The sequence below is a fragment of the Methylocystis sp. S23 genome, assembly GCF_054106005.1.
This window is the reverse complement of the sequence record NZ_CM134185.1, coordinates 3,210,448-3,229,248: the sequence shown is the minus strand read 5'-3', so window position 1 is coordinate 3,229,248 and position 18,801 is coordinate 3,210,448. Positions and strand designations below refer to the sequence as shown.

Genomic DNA, 18,801 nt, shown 5'->3' with positions numbered 1-18,801 from the left:
TTACCAAGACAATAAGATCTATTGTTGCCCGCTTGCTTCGCCCGCGCAATATCCATTTCGCGCAAGGCTACATCCCCGCCGCTCCTGTCAGCGCCCGTCGCGTCTCGTGGAGCGGATACTCCGCTTCCACGATATACGGCCCGCCGCCAACGGAATCTCGAGACGAGTAGAGCACGAAGCGCTCCGCCGTGAAGCACAGCGGCGGGAAATAGCCGCGCGCGCCGAGATAGGCGGCGACGGAAGCCGAATTCGAGCCGCGCAGCCGCGCCAGCGTCACATGGGGAGCAAATTTGCGCGGCTCGGGCGGCGCGCCGAGACGGCGCATCAGCCGCTCCTGCTCCGCCTGCATTTCCATGAGCGGCTGATCGGGCCGCACGCGCGCGACGATGGCGCGCGGCTTGTCGCCGCCGAAGGAGGCGAGCTGGTCGATCCTCACCTCCAGTTCCGGCCGCTCGATATAGGCGAGCGCATTGGCGGCGTCGCGCGCGAAGGCGTCGTCGACATCGCCCAGAAACCGCAGGGTGATGTGGTAATTCTCGACGTCGATCCAGCGCGCGCCGGAAACGCCGCCGCGCAGCCGCGAGAGGCTCTCGGCTATATGGGGAGGAACTTCCAGGGCCGTGAACAGTCTAGGCATTTGCTCCTCCTCTTTCGCCACCGACGCGCGCCCACGCTATTGCGAGCGCGACTCCTTCGTCGCGCCCGGGGGCGCGAGAACCTTTTCCACATAGGGAGCGATTTTCTTCGCGATCTTCTGCACGCCCGCGGCGTTGGGATGCACGCCGTCTCCGATCAGGAGCTTGGGGTCGCCCCAGACGCCTTCCATGAAGAAGGGGACCATCGTCACTCCATATCTGGTGGCGAGGGCGGGATAGATCGAATCGAATTCCTCGCGGTAAGCTTGCCCCCAATTATTGCTGGAGACCATGGCCGCGAGCACGACATCGACCCCTTTCGACTGAAAAGTTTCGATCATCTTCGCGAGATTGGCGCGGGCGTCCTTCGGCGACATCCCGTTGAGCATGTCATTCGCCCCAAGCTCCAAAATCGCGGCGTCCACGGGGCCGGCCCCCAGCGCATAGTCGAGCCGGTCCAGCCCCATGGCGGTCGTGTCGCCCGAGACGCCGGCGTTGATCACCTCGACGTCATGCCCCCTCGCCTTTAAGAGCTTCTGAAGCTGGACCGGCAGCGTGTCCTCCGCCGCGAGCCCGGGCCCTGCCGTGAGGCTGTCGCCAAAGGCGAGAATGCGCTTTTGCGCCGCCGCCTCGGCGCCGCCGGAAAAGAGGGCCATGGAAACCGCCAGGATTTGAAGCCAACGCCCGAACAGGCGATATAACGGCAAAGTCACAAGCGTCTGATGCGGCGCGTCGTTCAAGGAAAGCTTCTCCGTGCAACCGGTCATCGAACTCGCGGACGTCGATCTCACGCTGGGCGAAGGCGCGGCGCGGGTCCATGTCCTCAAGGGCGTCAGCTTGAGCATAGCCCTTGGCGAGACGGTCAGTCTCCTGGGTCCCTCCGGCTCGGGCAAATCGACGCTGCTCATGACCCTCGCCGGACTGGAGCGGCCGGATTCCGGCTCCGTCAAGATCGACGGAAGCGATCTCGGCGCGCTCTCGGAAGACGCGCTGGCGCGGTTCCGTGGCGAGAAGATAGGCGTTGTCTTTCAGTCTTTCCAGTTGATTCCGACCATGACGGCGCTGGAGAACGTCGCCGTTCCGCTCGAACTCGCGGGAAAGTCAGAGGCATTCGACATAGCGGCGGCGGAGCTGGAGGCGGTAGGCCTCGGCCAGCGCCTCTCCCATTATCCGGCCCAGCTCTCCGGCGGCGAGCAGCAGCGCGTGGCGCTCGCCCGCGCGCTCGCGCCCGATCCGCTGATCCTCGCGGCGGACGAGCCGACCGGCAATCTCGACTCGGAGACCGGCGCCTCGGTCATCGACCTCATCTTCGCTCAGCAGAAGCGCCGGGGCGCGACGCTGGTGCTGGTCACGCACGATCCCGGCCTAGCGGCGCGCTGTGGCCGGCGGGTGCGGCTACGTTCGGGGCGGATCGAGGCGGACGACGCCTGATGGCCGCTTCCCGCTTTAACCGACTGCCTTTCGGCCTGCGTTTCGCCCTGCGCGATCTCCTGGGAGACCCGCGCGGCTTCGGCATTTTCATCGCCTGCATCGTCATTGGCGTCGCGGCGATCTCCGGCGTCTCGGGCTTGTCGCGATCGCTCGCGGAGGGACTCGCCCGCGAGGGGCGGACAATCCTCGGCGGCGACGCCTCCTTCAGCCTCGTTGCGCGCGAGCTCTCGTCCGAGCAGCGCGCTTTCTTCGAGGCGCGCGGCCGCCTCTCCGAGATTTCGCTCATGCGCGCCATGGCGCGGCGCGACGACGGCGAGGCGGCGATGGTCGAGATCAAGGCCGTCGATCCGACGAGCTATCCGGCCTTCGGCGCCGTCGCGCTCGATCCCGCCTTGCCGCTGGCCGACGCGCTGGCGGAGAAGGACGGCGTCGCCGGCGTCGCCGTCGATCCGATTCTACTTGCGCGGCTCGACGTGAAGCTCGGCGACACGCTGCTGATCGGCAATGCGCGCGTGCAATTGCGCGCGAGGCTCATGAGCGAGCCCGACAAGCTCGCGGGCGGCGTCGGCTTCGGCCCGCGCGTGATGATGACGCGCGCGACGCTCAAAGCCTCGGGACTCGTGACCCCCGGCACGGTCATTCGCAACGCCGCGCGCGTCACGCTCCGTGAAGACGGCGCCGACGAGGATGTGAAGGCCTTCGTGAAGGCGGCGGACGACGCCTTTCCGCAGGCGGGCTGGGAGGCGCGCACGCGCGACGCCGTCTCTCCGCAGTTTTCGCGCAATCTCGAGCGCTTCACGCAATTGCTGACCCTCGTGGCGTTGACGGCGTTGGTCGCGGGCGGCGCCGGCGTCGCCAACGCCGTGCAGGGCTTCGTGGAGCGCAAGCGCATGCAGTTCGCCGTGCTGAAGGCCTTGGGCGCGACGGGCTCGCGCGTCTTCGCCATCGCGCTCGCGCAGGTGATGGCGGCGGCGTCCTTCGCCATCCTCCTCGGCCTCGCCGTCGGGGCGCTCATCCCCTGGGCGGCGGCGGGCGTCCTGCGCGAGGTCGCGGAACTGCCGGTCTCCGCCGCGCTCGACGCGCGCGGCGCCTTTTTGGGCGCGCTCTATGGATTGCTGGTGACGCTCATCTTCGCGCTCGTCCCGCTCGGCCGCGCGCATGAGGTTCCGGTCGCGGCGCTGCTGCGCGACGATGCGCGCAACGTCAAGCTCACCCGCTACCGCGCCGGCGCCGGGGCGGCGAGCCTCGCGCTCGCGGCGCTTGTGATGCTCTCCTCTCCGGACCTCAAGCTCGGCGCGGCCTATGTCGGCGCCGCGATCGTCGCCTTCGCCGCCTTGCGTGGCGCCGCCTGGCTCGCCATGCGAGCGGCCCGCGCCCTTCCGCGCCCGCGCGACGCGAGGCTGCGATTGGCGCTCGCCAATATCTGGCGCCCGAAAAGCCTCACCCCGGCCCTCGTCGTTTCCATCGGCCTCACCCAGACCCTGCTCACCGCCCTCGCGCTCGTCGAGGGCTCCGTTCACAACGAGCTTGCGCGCGCCGATGCGGGCGAGATCCCGAACTTCTTCTTCATCGACGCGCCGAAATCGCAGGCGCAGGCCTTCGGCGCCTTTCTGGCGGAACAGATCCCCAGCGCGAAGATCGAGCATGTGCCGATGATGCGCGGCAGGATGATCGAGGTGAAGGGCGTTCCGGTCGGCCGGATCGCCATCGCCGACGACCAGAAGTGGGCGTTCGAGGGCGATCGCGGCGTGACGTTTTCATCCGCCCTGCCCGCGAATTCCGAGCTGGCCGAGGGCGAATGGTGGCCCGCCGATTATGCCGGCCCGCCCCTCGTCTCGCTCGAACAGAAGGTTGCGGAGGGCATCGGCGTTTCCGTCGGCGACGACGTCAAGGTCAATGTGCTCGGCCGCGAGGTGACCGCGAAGGTCGCCAGCCTGCGCAAGGTGGATTGGCGCAGCTACGCCATCAATTTCATCATGGTGTTCTCGCCCAACGCCTTCCAGGGCGCGCCATACACGGAGCTCTTCACCGTCGCCTATGGCGCGCCGAGCGCCGACGCCCGCGACGCCCTGGATGCGAAGCTCGCGCGCGAAACGGCGAAGCGCTTTCCGATGATCGTCTCCGTGCGCGTGAAGGAGGCTCTCGCGGCCGTCGACAAGATCGCCGGACAACTCGCCCTCGCCGCCCGCGCGGCGGCGGGCCTCGCCATCGTCACCGCCATCCTCGCCCTCGCCAGCGCCGTGGCGAGCGGCCAGCGCGCGCGGCTCCACGACGCCGTGGTGCTGAAGACGCTCGGCGCCACGCGCGGCTGGCTCGCGACGGCCTATGGGCTGGAATTCGGCCTTGTGGGGCTCGTCGCCTCGCTCATCGCGCTCGCGGCGGGCGCGGGCGCGGCCTATGCCATGGTCACGCTGGTGATGAAGATCGATTTTGTCTTTCCGGCGAGCGTCGTCGCGGCGACGACGGCCGCGACGCTGCTCGTGACGATCGGACTGGGTCTCGCGGGCACATGGCGCGCGCTGTCGCGGCGCCCGGGGCCGGAGCTGCGGGAGCTTTGAGGTTCAGGCGTCGGCGAGGCGGAATTTGAATTCCGGAACCGCCGCGCAGGCGAGAACCTCTTCCGGCCGCTTGCGCGCCACGCTCGCCCAGCCCGTCGCGCCCGGGCTAAGATGAATGAACGCGACGCGCTCGTTCGCGTCGACGACCCAATATTCTCGCACGCCATGTCGGGCGTAGAGCTTCGCCTTTAGATCGAGATCGTAAACGAGGCTCGACGCGGCGACCTCGATGGCGAGCAGAACATTTGGGCCCCGAACCTCCTGAGAGCGCAAATATTCGGGATAAATCGAGATATCCGGCTCGACGATCGTATTTCCTGAAAGGAAAATCGACGTCTCGACGCCGACGATGAGCGATGGCGGGCAAGCGCGGGCAAGCGCCATGAGCATCTTGGATTTTATGCGCTCATGCGCGGAATATTTCGGCCCCATGGGGACGATTTCCCCTTCGATCAACTCGAAATTCTCGTCTTCTGAAATGATGCCGGCGTCCTGCATGGCGACGATTTCATCGACCGTGAAGGCGCGGCGGCCATATCCTTCGGCGGCTTTGGTCGTGGCGGACGGCATGGGCGGCTCCTCTTTGGAAGCCTAGCACATGAGCCGTTCCGTCGCGAGGTCAGCGTGAGGGCGAGAACTGTCGCAACTCCCAAATTTCTTGCGCGCCCGGAGAAATTGAGCGACCCTTGGGCTTAGCGCGCCAACAAGTCCATTGCCTGGAAATTTCAATGAAACAGGAGCTCGTCGACCGGATCTACGCAAGTTCCTTCGCGCCGGAGCTTTGGCCGGAGGTCATGGACGAGCTTTCGTCGCTCGCCGAGGCGCGGGGCGGCGTTCTTTTCGCCGCCAATCCTAAAGGGCTCAACTGGAAGTCCTCGGAAAGCGTCGCCGAGCATATGGACGCCTATGCGACGCAGGGATGGATCCAGCGCGGCCAGACGCGCCGCGCTCGGCAATTGGCGCTCAATCACGCCGGCTTCGTCATCGAGGCGGATATCTTCTCGTTGGAGGAGCTCGAGCGCGATCCCACCTTCAGCGAGTTCCTGCGCCCCCGCGGCCTGGGCTGGACCGTTTCGACGGCGATGCCGCTGCCGACCGGGGACGACCTCTTCATCTGCATCAATCGCGATTACAGGCGCGGCCCCGTCGAGCGCGCGGTCGTCGAGCAGCTCGACGAATTGCGCCCGCATCTCGCGCGCGGCGCCTTCATGGCGGCGCGGATGCAGCTCGAGCGCGCCCGGGTCGCCAGCGAGACGTTGGCGCTCATCGGCCTGCCGGCCCTGGTGCTCGGGCCGAATGGCAGGGTCCTCGCCGCCAACGGCTTGATCGACGCGATGCGGACGCATGTGCGCTGGCGCGCGCATAACGGCTTCTCGCTGCGCGACGAAACCGCCGACAAGCTTCTCGCCGATGCGATCGTCTCCCTGCATGACGACCGCAGCGCGGCGCCGCGCTCCTTCCCGGCGCGCGACCCGGAAGCCGGGACGCCGATGATCGTCCATCTCATCCCCATTCGCGGCGCGGCGCGGGATATTTTCGCGGGCTGCTCCGCCGTGCTGGCCATGACGCCGGTCGGCGCGCCGCACGCCCCGCCGGCCGAGCTGGTTCAGTCGCTCTTCGACCTCACGCCAGCCGAGGCGCGCGTGGCGCGCAGCCTCGTCGTCGGCAAGTCGATCGAGGACATCGCCTCGGACGGCGCCGTGTCGCGCAATACGGTGCGCACCCATCTTCGCGGCGTCATGGAAAAAACCGGCTGCAACCGGCAGGCGGAAGTCGTGGCGCTGCTCGGCGGCCTTGCGCCGCTCGGCATGGCCTCGCCCGCTTAGAAGCCCGTCACTCGAATCGACAGGCTTTTTGGAGGAGTCCACCCCCGCCGTCATTGCGAGGAGCGAAGCGACGAAGCAATCCAGAACCGTGGGGCGGCTCTGGATTGCTTCGCTTCCGCTCGCAATGACGGCGGTGTGGGCGATTCCGCCCAATCGCTGCGTGATCCACAGAGTCCCGTTGCGCTCGAAATTGGCTGCTCGGAGGATGTTCGCCTCGTCATTTGCGAGGAGCGAAGCGACGAAGCAATCCAGAGCCACGCCGACGCCCCTGGATTGCCTCGCTTCCGCTCGCAAGGATGGAGCAAAAAATTATGACTCATCATCCATTTGAACGATGCGCGCCGGCGCTCTTTGGTCGTAATTTTTTCATCGAACGACGAGGGGCGCTCGAAATTGCCGCGAGCGTGCGGCGTCTCGGAGTTCGACTTTATATCGCGTTTCTTGAGGGGCAGCTTTTTCCAGATTTCCTTACCGACAAGGGATCTTCTTTTCTCGATCAATTTATGGGGGCCGGCGCGAGGCCCCCATTTTTGATTCACACGCCTGTCGGATAGTTCGGGCTCTCGCGGGTGATCGACACGTCGTGCACATGGCTCTCGCGCAGGCCGGCGTTCGTGATGCGCACGAATTGCGCGCGCTCCTGGAATTCGCGGATCGTCGGCGCGCCGACATAGCCCATGGCGGCGCGCAGGCCGCCCGCGAGCTGATAGAGAATCGGCGCGATGGGGCCGCGATAGGGCACCTGCCCCTCAATACCTTCCGGAACGAGCTTGAGCTGGTCCTTCACGTCGCCCTGGAAGTAGCGGGTCGCGGAGCCCGCCGTCATGGCGCCGACCGAGCCCATGCCGCGATAGGCTTTGAAGGAGCGGCCCTGATAGAGGAAGACCTCGCCGGGCGACTCCTCCGTGCCCGCGAAGAGCGAGCCGATCATCACGACTTCGGCGCCCGCCGCGACGGCCTTGGCGAGATCGCCCGAATATTTCACGCCGCCGTCGCCGATCAGCGGGACGTCGGCTTTGCGCGCCTCCTCGGCGACCTCCATGATGGCGGTGAGCTGCGGAACGCCGACGCCCGCGACGATGCGCGTCGTGCAGATGGAGCCCGGACCGATGCCGACCTTGATGGCGTCGGCTCCGGCGTCGATCAGCGCCTTGGCGGCGTCGGCGGTGGCGATGTTGCCGGCGATGATCTGGACCTTGTTGTTCTCGCGCTTGACGCGCGCCACCTGGTCGATCACCGCCTGTGAATGGCCGTGCGCCGTGTCGATGACGACGCAGTCCGCCCCCGCGTCGATGAGCTGGAGCGCGCGCTCATAGCCGTGGTCGCCCACCGTGGAGGCGGCGGCGACGCGCAGGCGGCCTTCGTGATCCTTGCAGGCGTTGGGATGCTGGGTGGCCTTCTCGATATCCTTCACCGTCACGAGGCCGACGCAGCGATAATCCTCATCGACCACGAGCAGCTTCTCGATGCGATGCTCGTGCAGGAGGCGGCGAGCCTCCTCCTGCCCCACGCCCTCGCGGACCGTGACGAGCTTCTTGGTCATCAACTCGGCGATGGGCTGGCGCTTGTCCTGGGCGAAGCGCACATCGCGGTTCGTGAGAATGCCGACGAGCCTGCCCTTGCCGCCGACCGCGTCCCGCTCGACGACCGGAATGCCGGAAATGCCGTTCGACGCCATCAGATGGAGCGCGTCGGCGAGCGTCGCGTCGGGAAAGATGGTGATCGGATCGACCACCATGCCGCTCTCGTAACGCTTCACCTTGCGCACTTCGGCGGCCTGATCGGAGGGCGAGAGATTCTGATGGATGACGCCGATGCCGCCAGCCTGCGCCATGGCGATGGCGAGCCGCGCCTCGGTCACCGTGTCCATGGCGGCGGAAATGATCGGCAAATTGAGCGTGATCTCTCGCGTGAGGCGCGTCGTGACGTCGACGCCGGAGGGCATCACGCGGGAATGGCCGGGCCGCAGGAGCACGTCGTCGAAAGTGAGCGCTTCGGTCAACGTGGCGGTCAATCGGGCCATGGGCCAACTCCTTCATTCGAGCGAAACGACGGCGATCCATTGCGCGCCGCCGTTCAGGGTTGGCGCGTGCTCATAGCATTAATCATTGCAAAGGCAAATGGCGCCGCCGCGACGCAGCGGGGCAATCGGGGGAACGCTGGGCGTGAGCGAATCCCTCCCCTTTACGGGGAGGGCGGCCCCGCGAGAGCGGGGTCGGGTGGGGTCAAGCCCGATCTATGCAGTAGCGGCGCGGACCCCTCCCGGCGGTCTTCGGCCGCCGACCTCCCCGTAAAGGGGAGGTATGGCGGATACGGTCCGAGATAGCTGTTGACCCGATTGGCCGAACACGACTCAGGCCATGCGAGAAGACCAGCCGAAAATCGTCCGAACATTCAGATTCCAATTAACGCAGACTTGACCTTTGAGGCGGATAGTGTCGCGTGAATTGGAGTAAAATCAAATGCGTGCATCTTACCATCTCATGGTTCGCGCCGCGCGCGGCCTGACGCGCCTCGCCCGCGCCCGTTCGGGATCGGCGGCGGTCATTTTCGGACTCGCCTTCATCCCGGCCATGCTCGGCGTCGGCGCCGCGATTGACTATGGCCGCGCGACGATGATCAGGACGAAGCTCCAGGCTGCGACCGACGAAGCGGTCCTCGCGGCGGGCGCGCAGCCGAAGCTCAAGCAAATCGAACGACAGAACATCGCGCTGAACAAGGTGCTCGCCAATCTCGGCCCCGCCGCGAACGGCCTCGACGTCACGGTGACGGAGACGGAGCCGAAGGCCGGCGTCTATCAGGTTCGGGCGGAGGCGACCGTGAAGACGTCGCTGCTGAAATTCGCCAATTTCCACTCGATCGCCGTCACGGTAAATTCGGAGGCCAGCGTGACGCTCGGCGGCGAGGCGCCGGTCGAGATCGCTTTGGCGCTCGATAATACGGGCTCCATGCGCGACGACATCCCGGCGCTCAAGAGCGCCGCGAAGACGCTCGTGCAGAACGTGATGGCCGACGGCTCCAAAGGCAAAGTGCGCGTCAGCGTCGTGCCCTATGTCGCCGCCGTGAATCCCGGCCTGACCGATTCGAGCATGATCGATACGGGCGTGAAGGCGCCGTGGACCGGCAACTGGTTCAACTGGGCCTGGATCGGCTATGATAAGAATTGCAAGCAGGACTGGGGTTCGGGCGGCGGCGGCTCCGGACCGGGCGGCGGCTCCAGCGGCGATTCCGGCGACGCCGGCGATCTGATCGATCTGCTCAATCCGTTCCGGCGCATCGCGAACGAATTGTTCGGAATTTCCGCCGCCTTCGCCGCGGACGTCACGCCGAACACCATCCCGCCGCTGACGCTTCAGAAGCTGAAATCCAAAACGACCGGCCTCACCTTCAAGGCGCCAGTGGGCTTCAACTTCCAGCCGAAAGACAGCTTTACCGGCGGCTGCGACTGGATCGTGAATCCCGGCCAGGTGAGCCCCTACGAACTCTTCAAGCGATTGAAGGACGACAAGGGGGGCGCCGTCGCCTGGAAAGGCTGCGTCGAAGCGCGCGCCAGCGCGGCCGAGATCGCGATGATCAACGCTTCGTGGGGCGGATCCTATCAGACGGGCGTCGACTATGACGTGACGGACATTCCGCCGTCCGGCGACAATGCCGCGACCCTGTTCACCCCCTATTTCTGGCCCGACGAGCCCGATTACAATTTCGGGAACTGGAGCAACGTCCTGCCGGGAAAATGGACGTCCGGTTCGACGACCTTCCATAACAATTACAAGACCGATTACGCGGTTCCAGAATCCTGGAGCTGGGCGTCGAACAGTTGGAACGCCGGCCAGAACATCTTGAAATATGACGGCGCGACAAACTCCGCCGTCATCAAGGAGACCGCTCCGGACTCCTATGGCCCCAACGCCTCCTGCCCCCAGCCCATTACGCGGCTGACCAATAATCAGGGCGCGGTCATCTCGGCGATCGAGGCCATGAATTTCTGGTACAATGGCGGCACGGTCATCTCGGAAGGCCTGACCTGGGCCTGGCGCACGCTGTCTCCGGAGAAGCCCTTCGCCGACGGCGCCGCCTATACGGACACGAAGACCAAGAAGGTCATCGTGCTGATGACGGACGGCGTCAACGGCCTCGCGGAAAACGGCAACGCCTCGAGCGCGGGCGTCTCGGACTATTCGGCCTATGGCTATATGGGCGCGAGCCGCCTCTCCTGGGCCGACAATGTCCAGACCTATGATCAGCTCCAGACCTTTCTCGACAAAAGGCTGAAAAGGGCCTGCGACAACGCCAAGGCGAAGGGCGTCTCCATCTACACGGTGATGTTCAACCACAACGGCTTCCTGAGCGCCGACCAGCAGGCCCACTCCGCGGAGCTTCTCGCCTATTGCGCCACCAAGCCGGAGAACGCCTATGTGGCGACGGACGCGAAGGCGCTGAGCGAAGCCTTCTCCAATATTTCGGTCGCGGCGACCGCGACGCCGCTCCGGCTGACGAAGTAACGGAAGAGGCGGACGACGCCTCCCCCGCCGTCATTGCGAGCGAAGCGAAGCAATCCAGAGCGTCAGCACGGCCTGGATTTGCTTCGTCGGCTTCGCTCCCCGCAATGGCGGCGAAAGCTGCGCCCACGTCATTGCGAGCGGAGCGAAGCAATCCAGAGCCACGTCGCGGCGCTGGGTTGCTTCGTCGCTTCGCTCCTCGCAATGACGTCGGAGAGCGAACTTAATCGAGTGACGCCGCCTGCGCGGTCCCCGCCCGCTCCGTGTCGAACTGCAATTTCGCGAGGCGCGCATAGAGGCCGCCGGCGGCGCTCAGCGTCGCATGGGTCCCCTCCTCCACGATCCGCCCTTCGTCGAGCACCACGATGCGATCGGCTTCGAGCACCGTCGCCAGGCGATGCGCGATGACGATGCTGGTGCGGCCTTCCATCACGTCATGCAGCGCCGCCTGCACGGCCGCTTCATTCTCGGCGTCGAGCGCGGAGGTCGCCTCGTCGAGCAGCAGCACCGGCGCGTCCGCCAGAATGGCGCGGGCGATGGCGAGGCGCTGGCGCTGCCCGCCGGAAAGCGTGACGCCGCGCTCGCCGAGCATCGTGTCGTAGCCCCGCGGCAGCGCGGAGATGAAGTCGTGCGCCTGCGCGCGCTTCGCCGCGGCGACGATCGCCTCGCGCGGCGCGCCGTCGCGGCCATAGGCGATGTTCTCGGCGACCGAAAGCCCGAAGATCGCCGGGTCCTGCGGCGCGAGCGCGATGGCTTGGCGCAGATCCAGCGGATCGAGCGCGCGCAGATCGACTCCGTCGAGCGTGATCGCGCCTCTGTCGACGTCGTAGAAGCGCAGGAGCAGCGAGAACAGCGTCGACTTGCCGGCGCCCGACGGACCGACGAGGGCGACGCGCTCGCCGGGAGCGACGGTCAGCGTCAGATCGCGCAGCGCCGGGCGCTCGGGCGCCGTCGGATAGGCGAAGCCCGCATGCTCGAAGGAGATGCGCCCCCACCAGCGCGCGGGCGCGGGCGTCGGATGCGGCGGCGCTACGATCTTCGGCCTGACGGCGAGAATGTCGGCGATGCGCGACGCCGCGCCGGCGGCGGCGACGACTTCGCTCCAGACCGAGGACAGCTCGCCGAGCGAGCTCGCGCCCAGCACGGCGTAGAGGACGAATTGCGACAAGAGGCCCGAGCTCATCTTGCCCGAGAGAACGTCTTGCGCGCCGAGCCATAGGACTGCGACGATGCTCGTGAAGACGACGAGAATCGCGCCGGCCGTCACGAAGGCGCGCGCCAGGGTCGCGGCCTGCGCGGCGTGATAGGCGGTCTCGACGGCCCGCGTGAAGCGCGCGACAGTCGAAGCCTGCGCGCCATTCGCCTGCATGGCGCGAACCGCCGAAAGATTTTCGCCCGCATAGGCCGCCGCCTCGGCCAGCGTGTCCTGAGCGTGCTTGGAGCGTTTGCGCACGCTGCGCCCGGAGGCGATGAGCGGCAGGACGATGACCGGAATCGCCGCGAGCGCCAGCCCCGCAAGCTTCGGGCTCGTCGCAAACATCATGATCACCGCGCCGACGAACATGAACATGTTGCGCAAGGCCACGGAAGCGGACGATCCGAAGGCCGATTTCAGCAAGGTCGTGTCGGCCGTGAGGCGGGACAGCAATTCGCCGGTTCTGGCCGTGTCGTAGAAGGCGGCGTCGAGCGAGGTCAGATGACGGAAGAGATCCGCCCGCAAATCGGCGACGACGCGCTCGCCGAGCGTCATGACGAAATAATATCGCGTGGCCGAGGCCAAAGCGAGAGTCGCCGCGACGCCGATCATCGCGCCGAAATAGGCGTTCACCGCGCCGGCGCTGTCGGTCGAGAAGCCATGGTCGATCATGCCGCGCACCGCCGCCGGCAAGGTCAGCGTCGCGCCCGATGCGAGAAGCAGCGCGGCGAAGGCCAGCGCGATCGTGCGCTTGTAGCGCAGCGCATAGGGCAGCAGGGGGCGCAGCGGAGCGAGCGTGGCGCCGAAGCGCCGCTTCGTCTCGGCGGCGGGAACGGCGGCGGAAAGGGCGGCGTCGTTGATCTCGGTCATGGCCCGTCCCTATAGCGCCCGGCCGCGACGAAGACGACCCTTCCTGCCAGGAGGTCCCGATTTTGCGGCGCAAAAAGAAAAAGTGCGCCGCATCATAAAAATTTTTTGCTGACCCATAGGCGCTCCCATGTCCGCCGCTCAACGCAAATCCGCATTTATCAACGAGTTAAGCGGTGCGACATGTTGTCGCGGATATAGAGGGCCGCGGCTGGACAGCGCCGAAACTTATGCTAACTTTCCCCTGCGTCGATATGACGCGCCACCATAAGTGGGTAATGCGCCAACGAAAAACAAAAGCATAAGGCGCGGCTCTGGGAACACAAAGAGGAGTGAAGGTTATGGCTGACAAAGAGCTCGAAATCACGACGAACACCTACATCTTCGCTGGCGTCGGCGCCGTTCTTCTCGGCGGTCTCGCCGCCGCGGCTCTCGGCGGCCTGCAGAACACGATCGCGGCCGGCGTCGTGGGCGCGCTCGCGGGCGGCTGCCTCGGCCTGTTCTTCTAATCCTGGAGCGCGCGGCGAAAAGCGCGCTCTTACGTTTTTGGAAATCGACCGCGCCGCGACGGCCAGTCCGCCCAATCGCGGCGTGGTCCCGCGCCGAGCCGCGATGGCTCGGCTCCAGACAATCGCATCAGGGGAGAGAAATCATGGCTGACAAAGAGCTCGAAATCACGACGAACACCTACATCTTCGCCGGCGTCGGCGCCCTTCTTCTCGGCGGTCTCGCCGCCGCGGCTCTCGGCGGCCTGCAGAACACGATCGCGGCCGGCGTCGTCGGCGCCCTCGCGGGCGGCTGCCTCGGCCTGTTCTTCTAAGCGACTTTCCCGGCAAGCGCTGGTCTGGCCGCCGGCGTAAGCCCGTCGACGCTAGCCAGCAATTGCGGAAGCGATTGCTGGCTGTGCTGTTTTCAAAGGGGCGTTTTCAGGACTTTCCGAAGAGACATTTTCAGAGCCCGGCGCTTTTCGACTCCGTCGAGAAGCGCTTTTTCGTCGCCGGGCGCGACGCTCCGCGGGCTCGGTCGCCGCGCATGGCGCGCGGCTCTCGACCAAGACGCGGCGAACGGGCATTGTTGCGCCCGTCCGTGCGGCCGTCCCGCACCGCCGCTCGAAAGGCTCACCCGCCCATGTGGCGCGCAATTGTCGAAACCGCCCTCCTCTTCCTGACGCCCTTCCTGGCCTATACGCTGTTCCACGCCGCGCAAAGGCGCTGGCCTTTCGTCGCCGAGCTGTGGCGCAAGCGTATCGTGGTCGCCCTTGCGATCGCCGGACTCCTGACCGCCATCGCCGGCATGGTGACGCTCGGCCTGATGGAGCGCCAGCAGGGCGCCTATGTCCCCGCGCATGTCGAGAACGGCAAGCTCGTGCCCGGCCGTTTCAGATGAACCCCGCCCAGCATCTGCTCGACGATCCGCGTCTCGCGACGCTATTCGCGGCGCTGTCGAAGACGGGCGCCGAGACGCGGATCGTCGGCGGCGCCGTGCGCGACGCGCTGTTCGGCCTGCCGCCGCATGAGATCGACCTCGCCACCACGGCCTTGCCCAATGTCGTATTGGCGGCGGCGCGCGACGCCGGGCTCAAGGGCGTCCCGACCGGCATTGAGCACGGCACGGTGACGATCGTCGTCGCCGGCGCGCCTTTCGAGGTGACGACGCTGCGGGAGGATGTGGAGACGGACGGCCGCTACGCCGTCGTGCGTTTCGGCGGAGATTTCGAGCAGGACGCCCGGCGCCGCGATTTCACGGTCAACGCGCTCTCGCTCTCGCCGGACGGCAAGCTTCACGACTATACGGGCGGGCTGAAGGACATCGCCGCCAGGCGAATCCGCTTCATCGGCGACGCGGCGACGCGCATCCGCGAGGATTATCTCCGCGTCCTGCGCTTCTTCCGCTTCAACGCCTCCCATGGCGAAGGCGCGTTCGACCGCGAGGGGCTGCACGAGTCGATCGCGGCGCGCGAAAACCTCGCGCGGCTCTCCCGCGAGCGGATCCGGGCGGAAATCCTGAAGCTGCTGCCCGCTCGACGCGCGCCCGAGATCATGCGCGCCATGTCGCAGGCCGGTATCATTGAGGTGCTGCTCGGCATGGGTTATCCGGCGCGGCTGGAGCGGCTCGCGGCGTTCGAGGCGGCGCAGGGCGGAAAGAGCGACTCGGTGCTGCGGCTCGCCGCCTTCTCCGCGCTGACGACGGAGGACGCCGACCGGCTCCGCGAGCGGCTCCGGCTGTCGAATGACGAGCACGCCCGGCTTCTCGCGGCGACGAAGACGCTCGCGGCGCTGCATGGAATCGACCAGGCGCCGCCGGCCTCCCATCTGCGCGAGATGCTTTTCCTCTGCGGCTCCCGCGCGGCCCGCGACGCTCTCGCGCTCGCTTTGGCCGAGAGCGCCGCCGCGCCCGACGACCCGCAATGGCTGGAGGCGGCCGAATATCTCGACCAGACGCCCGCCCCCGCCTTCCCCATCAAGGGCGCGGACCTCATCGCCCGGGGAGTCGCGCCGGGACGCGCGCTGGGCGCGACGCTCAAATCGCTGCAAGCCAAATGGATACGCGCAGGCTTTCCGCGCGACCCGGCGGTCGTTCGGCAATTGGTGGAAGAGGCCATCAGGGGGGAATAATGAGACCGGCCTTGTCATTGCGAGCGGAGCGAAGCAATCCAGGAGCCCTGATGACGCTCTGGATTGCTTCGCCTTTGGCTCGCTGACGCCGCGAGCGGCGCCTCAGGCGGAAACCGCATGGACGGCCCGGCTCGCTCCCGGCGCCTAACCCGTCTCCGCTTTGGCGATCCGCTCGAAAATTCCCAGCACCATGGCGCGCTTGTCGAAATTGAAGACTTCGGTTTCGCGCGCGAGGACGCGTATGTCGTCCCAGGCGCGAGCGAAGCCCATCAGCCGCGCGGGCGAAGCCCCGCCGCGCGAGAGCGCGCGCACGCGGGAATCGAGGTGGCGCTCCAGCGCGCGCATGAAGGTTTCATAGGCCGCCTCATTGTCGCGGCCGGCGAGCTTGTCGGCGAGGAGATGCGCCCCGACCCAATCCACCTGCGGCAGTCTCTGCAACAGCCGCGCGACCGTGGAGTCGAAGGTCATCGCGTCGCCGCCCAGCAGCCGCAAGGTCTCGCGCACCGAGCCTTCCGCGCGCGCCGCCGCCGCCGCGATCTCCTCCGCCGGTCGGTCGCTCCATGGCGCCCCCACGGCTCCGACCGCCGCAACGGTCTCGTCCTGCGTCAACGCGCCGAGCATGAGCTTGCGGCAGCGGGAGCGGATCGTGGGCAGGACGCGGCCCGGCTGATGCGCGACGAGCAGGAAGAGCGAGCGCTCCGGCGGCTCCTCGATCAGCTTCAGCAAGGCGTTCGCGGCGCTGCGGTTGAGATCGTCGGCGCAGTCGATGATGGCCACGCGCCAGCCGCCCGCGCCCGAGGCCCGATGGAAGGCGCGGGTGACCTCGCGCACGTCGTCGACGCGAATTTCCGTGAAATGCTTCTTGGTCTTGTCGTTCCACTCGCGCCGCAGGAGGAGGACGTCCGCGAGCGCCATGCTCGCGACGCGACGCGCGGCGATGTGATCGGGCGGCACGGCCAGAGTATCGGCGCCCTGAACGTCAACCGCGTCCGGGTCCGGATGGGCGACCAAAAATCGCGCGAAGCGCCAGGCGAGCGTCGCCTTGCCGATCCCTTCCGGCCCGCCGACGATCCAGGCCTGGGCGAGGCGATTGCGTCTATACGCGTCAAGCAGCGCCTGTTCGGGGGCGGCGTGGCCGAACAATGCGAGCGTCTCGCGCGGATGCGGCGCATCGTCGAAGCGATCGCTTTCCGGCGGGCCGGCGGGCTCCCTGCTCATTGGGCGGCGTCGGCGGCGTCTTGCGGGTCGAGATAGCGCGCGTCGACGAGCTGGCGGATGGCGCGGGCGACTTCGTCCGCCGGCAGGGCGCCGTTCACCACGCAGCAGCGCTCCGGCTCCTGCTCGGCAATGTCGAGAAAGGCGCGGCGCAGCCCTTCATGGAAGCCGTCATCCTCGGCTTCGAAGCGATCGGGGCGCTCCCCCGCCGCCTGTCGCCGGACAGCCGCGCGGGCGAGACCTTCTTCCGGCGAGAGATCGATGATCACGGTGAGATCGGGTTTGAGTTCGCCCACCGCGGCCTTCTCCAGCAGCGCGAGCGCCGGCGCCCCGACGCCGCCGCGCGCGCCCTGATAGGCGCGGGTCGAATCCACGAAACGGTCGCAGAGCACCCATGCGCCGCGCGCGAGCGCCGGCGCGATGAGCTGCTCGACATGGTCGATCCGCGCCGCCGCGAAGAGCGCCGCCTCGGCGAGCGGCCCGAGCGGGGCGATCCGGCCGGAAAGCAGGATCCGGCGCAGAGTTTCCGCCTTCGGCGAGCCGCCCGGCTCGCGCGTCGTCACCGCCTCGATCCCGCAGGCGCGCAAATGCTCGGCCAGGCGCTTGAGCTGGGTCGACTTGCCGACGCCCTCCCCGCCTTCGAATGTGATGAACCGGCCTCTTCCGGCGCCCGTCATTTTCTGGCCGACAGCTTCTCGTGAATCTTGGCCGCAGCATACTCGTAAACCGCGTCGAAAGCGCGGCTCGAAAGCGATCCTTCCTCGACCGCCTCGGCCGCCTCCAGCGGCTGCTCCAGAACCATGGTCGGCCCGCGCCTGATCTCGAGCCTGCCGATCTTCCGCCCCGCCTCGACCGGCGCCATCACCGGGCCCTCATAGACGATCTTCCCCGAGAGCTTCTCGGCGGAGCCCCGTTGCAGCAGCACTTTCACATCCGTCTTGGAAACGAGATCCACCGAACCCTTGGTCCCGCCATAGACCTGCGCCGGACCGACGGGCTCGCCCGCCTTGAAGAGGTCCTTCTCCTCGAAATTGCGGAAGCCCCATTGCAGCAGCTTGCGCGCCTCCTCGCCGCGCTCCTTCGCCGTCTTCGCGCCATAGACGGCGACGACGAGGCGCCGGCCTTCCTCTATGGCGGAGCCCACAAGGCCGAATTCGCCCTTCTCGATATTGCCGGTCTTGAGCCCGTCCGCGCCGATGCTCATGGTAAGCAGCGGATTGCGGTTCTGCTGGCGGATGTTGTTCCAGGTGAACTCCTTCTCGCCGAAATATTTGTAGTATTCCGGATATGTCTTGATCACATGCAGAGCGAGCTTCGCCATCTCGCGCGCCGTGACCTTCTGGTCGTCGCTCGGCTTGCCCCAGGGATTGCCGAAGCGCGACTTCACGAGGCCGAGCTCCGCCGCGCGCTTGTTCATGCGGATGACGAAGGCTTCCTCATTCCCGGCGACGCCTTCCGCCAGGACGAGCGCCGCGTCGTTGCCGGAGTCGACGATGAGGCCGCGCAGGAGGTTCTCGACGCTGGCGCGGCTGTTGACCTTGAGGAACATGGCCGAGCCGCCGGCCGGCGCGCCGCCGTTGCGCCAGGCATATTCCGAGACCTGCATCTCGTCGCCGAGCTTGAGTCGGCCCTCGGCCAGTTCGCGGAAGATCATCTCGGCGGTCAGGATCTTGACGGTCGAGGCGGGGGTGACGAAATCGTCCGCGCCTTTTTCGAACAGGACCGTATTGGTGCCGGCGTCGATCAGAATGGCTTGCGGCGCGCTCGTCTGAAAAGCCTGCGCCCAGGCGCGGCCCGGAAGGAGAGCGGCGAGGCTGACGAGAATGGCGGCGACGGCCGCGCGGGCGTGGCGCATGTGCAAGACAATACTCCGCGAGAAGGCGCCGCGGGAATTGACGGCGCCGAGCGGAGAATGGGCCCCAAAAGGTTAAAAAGCAACGCGCCGAAGCTTGAGCGCCGC

General features: G+C 66.9%; 16 protein-coding genes. 8 read left to right on the top strand and 8 right to left on the bottom strand.

Features of this window, described 5'->3' with window-relative positions:
• Nucleotides 1–67: 67 nt before the first annotated feature.
• Nucleotides 68–637 (bottom strand): RNA 2',3'-cyclic phosphodiesterase, encoded by a 570-nt coding sequence (thpR, locus tag ACV7JP_RS15810; protein ID WP_457796607.1) that lies wholly within the window; start codon nucleotides 635–637, stop codon nucleotides 68–70.
• A 36-nt stretch (nucleotides 638–673) separates the two neighbouring features.
• Nucleotides 674–1,291 (bottom strand): arylesterase, encoded by a 618-nt coding sequence (locus ACV7JP_RS15805; RefSeq protein ID WP_457796606.1) that lies wholly within the window; start codon nucleotides 1,289–1,291, stop codon nucleotides 674–676.
• A gap of 97 nt (nucleotides 1,292–1,388) precedes the next feature.
• On the opposite strand from ACV7JP_RS15805, the gene ACV7JP_RS15800 reads away from it, so the two are divergent.
• Together ACV7JP_RS15800 and ACV7JP_RS15795 are read left to right on the top strand one after the other, a co-directional pair.
• A complete protein-coding gene (locus tag ACV7JP_RS15800; RefSeq protein WP_457796605.1) occupies nucleotides 1,389–2,066 on the top strand; it encodes an ABC transporter ATP-binding protein in 678 nt (225 codons plus the stop codon).
• Complete coding sequence (locus ACV7JP_RS15795; RefSeq protein ID WP_457796604.1) at nucleotides 2,066–4,624, top strand: ABC transporter permease; 2,559 nt, start codon at nucleotides 2,066–2,068, stop codon at nucleotides 4,622–4,624. Before ACV7JP_RS15800 ends, ACV7JP_RS15795 begins: the two co-directional genes overlap by 1 nt.
• A 3-nt stretch (nucleotides 4,625–4,627) precedes the next feature.
• Here the strand turns inward: ACV7JP_RS15795 and ACV7JP_RS15790 are convergent, their stop codons facing one another.
• Nucleotides 4,628–5,194: a Uma2 family endonuclease gene (locus ACV7JP_RS15790; protein WP_457796603.1), complete on the bottom strand. Its 567-nt coding sequence runs from the start codon at nucleotides 5,192–5,194 to the stop codon at nucleotides 4,628–4,630.
• Between the two features lie 158 nt (nucleotides 5,195–5,352).
• On the opposite strand from ACV7JP_RS15790, the gene ACV7JP_RS15785 reads away from it, so the two are divergent.
• A complete protein-coding gene (locus ACV7JP_RS15785; RefSeq protein ID WP_457796602.1) occupies nucleotides 5,353–6,450 on the top strand; it encodes a helix-turn-helix transcriptional regulator in 1,098 nt (365 codons plus the stop codon).
• A 535-nt stretch (nucleotides 6,451–6,985) separates the two neighbouring features.
• On the opposite strand, the gene guaB is transcribed toward ACV7JP_RS15785, so the two are convergent.
• Nucleotides 6,986–8,473, bottom strand: a complete 1,488-nt coding sequence (gene guaB, locus ACV7JP_RS15780; RefSeq protein ID WP_457796601.1) for an IMP dehydrogenase — start codon at nucleotides 8,471–8,473, stop codon at nucleotides 6,986–6,988.
• A 439-nt stretch (nucleotides 8,474–8,912) separates the two neighbouring features.
• On the opposite strand from guaB, the gene ACV7JP_RS15775 reads away from it, so the two are divergent.
• On the top strand, nucleotides 8,913–10,952 hold the full coding sequence (locus ACV7JP_RS15775; protein ID WP_457796600.1) for a pilus assembly protein TadG-related protein: 2,040 nt from the start codon (nucleotides 8,913–8,915) through the stop codon (nucleotides 10,950–10,952).
• Nucleotides 10,953–11,172: 220 nt separating this feature from the next.
• Here the strand turns inward: ACV7JP_RS15775 and ACV7JP_RS15770 are convergent, their stop codons facing one another.
• Nucleotides 11,173–13,014, bottom strand: a complete 1,842-nt coding sequence (locus ACV7JP_RS15770) for an ABC transporter transmembrane domain-containing protein (RefSeq protein ID WP_457796599.1) — start codon at nucleotides 13,012–13,014, stop codon at nucleotides 11,173–11,175.
• A gap of 338 nt (nucleotides 13,015–13,352) precedes the next feature.
• Between ACV7JP_RS15770 and ACV7JP_RS15765 the strand changes: the two genes are divergently transcribed.
• The 4 genes from ACV7JP_RS15765 to ACV7JP_RS15750 all read left to right on the top strand — a co-directional run bounded on the left by ACV7JP_RS15765 (nucleotide 13,353) and on the right by ACV7JP_RS15750 (nucleotide 15,626).
• Nucleotides 13,353–13,520: a hypothetical protein gene (locus ACV7JP_RS15765; protein ID WP_169315509.1), complete on the top strand. Its 168-nt coding sequence runs from the start codon at nucleotides 13,353–13,355 to the stop codon at nucleotides 13,518–13,520.
• Between the two features lie 143 nt (nucleotides 13,521–13,663).
• A complete protein-coding gene (locus ACV7JP_RS15760; protein WP_457796598.1) occupies nucleotides 13,664–13,831 on the top strand; it encodes a hypothetical protein in 168 nt (55 codons plus the stop codon).
• 308 nt (nucleotides 13,832–14,139) lie between these two features.
• Nucleotides 14,140–14,397 (top strand): DUF6111 family protein, encoded by a 258-nt coding sequence (locus ACV7JP_RS15755; protein ID WP_457796597.1) that lies wholly within the window; start codon nucleotides 14,140–14,142, stop codon nucleotides 14,395–14,397.
• A complete protein-coding gene (locus ACV7JP_RS15750) occupies nucleotides 14,394–15,626 on the top strand; it encodes a CCA tRNA nucleotidyltransferase (protein WP_457796596.1) in 1,233 nt (410 codons plus the stop codon). Before ACV7JP_RS15755 ends, ACV7JP_RS15750 begins: the two co-directional genes overlap by 4 nt.
• A 144-nt stretch (nucleotides 15,627–15,770) precedes the next feature.
• Here ACV7JP_RS15750 and ACV7JP_RS15745 read toward each other — a convergent pair whose 3' ends face one another.
• The 3 genes from ACV7JP_RS15745 to ACV7JP_RS15735 are packed head-to-tail and all read right to left on the bottom strand — an operon-like array spanning nucleotide 15,771 to nucleotide 18,696.
• On the bottom strand, nucleotides 15,771–16,844 hold the full coding sequence (locus tag ACV7JP_RS15745; protein WP_457796595.1) for a DNA polymerase III subunit delta': 1,074 nt from the start codon (nucleotides 16,842–16,844) through the stop codon (nucleotides 15,771–15,773).
• Entirely contained in the window at nucleotides 16,841–17,518 is a 678-nt protein-coding gene (gene tmk, locus ACV7JP_RS15740; RefSeq protein WP_457796594.1) for a dTMP kinase, read from the bottom strand. The genes ACV7JP_RS15745 and tmk overlap by 4 nt, the downstream gene beginning before the upstream one ends.
• Nucleotides 17,515–18,696: a D-alanyl-D-alanine carboxypeptidase family protein gene (locus tag ACV7JP_RS15735; RefSeq protein WP_457799109.1), complete on the bottom strand. Its 1,182-nt coding sequence runs from the start codon at nucleotides 18,694–18,696 to the stop codon at nucleotides 17,515–17,517. The genes tmk and ACV7JP_RS15735 overlap by 4 nt, the downstream gene beginning before the upstream one ends.
• Nucleotides 18,697–18,801 lie beyond the last annotated feature (105 nt).

Excerpts from the sequence above, each read along its gene's own strand:
- ACV7JP_RS15770 (WP_457796599.1), bottom strand. The coding sequence starts at position 13,014 with ATGACCGAGATCAACGACGCCGCCCTTTCCGCCGCCGTTCCCGCCGCC.
- ACV7JP_RS15795 (WP_457796604.1), top strand. The coding sequence starts at position 2,066 with ATGGCCGCTTCCCGCTTTAACCGACTGCCTTTCGGCCTGCGTTTCGCC.
- ACV7JP_RS15745 (WP_457796595.1), bottom strand. The coding sequence starts at position 16,844 with ATGAGCAGGGAGCCCGCCGGCCCGCCGGAAAGCGATCGCTTCGACGAT.
- ACV7JP_RS15755 (WP_457796597.1), top strand. The coding sequence starts at position 14,140 with ATGTGGCGCGCAATTGTCGAAACCGCCCTCCTCTTCCTGACGCCCTTC.
- ACV7JP_RS15785 (WP_457796602.1), top strand. The coding sequence starts at position 5,353 with ATGAAACAGGAGCTCGTCGACCGGATCTACGCAAGTTCCTTCGCGCCG.
- ACV7JP_RS15790 (WP_457796603.1), bottom strand. The coding sequence starts at position 5,194 with ATGCCGTCCGCCACGACCAAAGCCGCCGAAGGATATGGCCGCCGCGCC.
- guaB (WP_457796601.1), bottom strand. The coding sequence starts at position 8,473 with ATGGCCCGATTGACCGCCACGTTGACCGAAGCGCTCACTTTCGACGAC.
- thpR (WP_457796607.1), bottom strand. The coding sequence starts at position 637 with ATGCCTAGACTGTTCACGGCCCTGGAAGTTCCTCCCCATATAGCCGAG.
- tmk (WP_457796594.1), bottom strand. The coding sequence starts at position 17,518 with ATGACGGGCGCCGGAAGAGGCCGGTTCATCACATTCGAAGGCGGGGAG.
- ACV7JP_RS15775 (WP_457796600.1), top strand. The coding sequence starts at position 8,913 with ATGCGTGCATCTTACCATCTCATGGTTCGCGCCGCGCGCGGCCTGACG.
- ACV7JP_RS15750 (WP_457796596.1), top strand. The coding sequence starts at position 14,394 with ATGAACCCCGCCCAGCATCTGCTCGACGATCCGCGTCTCGCGACGCTA.
- ACV7JP_RS15765 (WP_169315509.1), top strand. The coding sequence starts at position 13,353 with ATGGCTGACAAAGAGCTCGAAATCACGACGAACACCTACATCTTCGCT.
- ACV7JP_RS15805 (WP_457796606.1), bottom strand. The coding sequence starts at position 1,291 with ATGGCCCTCTTTTCCGGCGGCGCCGAGGCGGCGGCGCAAAAGCGCATT.
- ACV7JP_RS15760 (WP_457796598.1), top strand. The coding sequence starts at position 13,664 with ATGGCTGACAAAGAGCTCGAAATCACGACGAACACCTACATCTTCGCC.
- ACV7JP_RS15735 (WP_457799109.1), bottom strand. The coding sequence starts at position 18,696 with ATGCGCCACGCCCGCGCGGCCGTCGCCGCCATTCTCGTCAGCCTCGCC.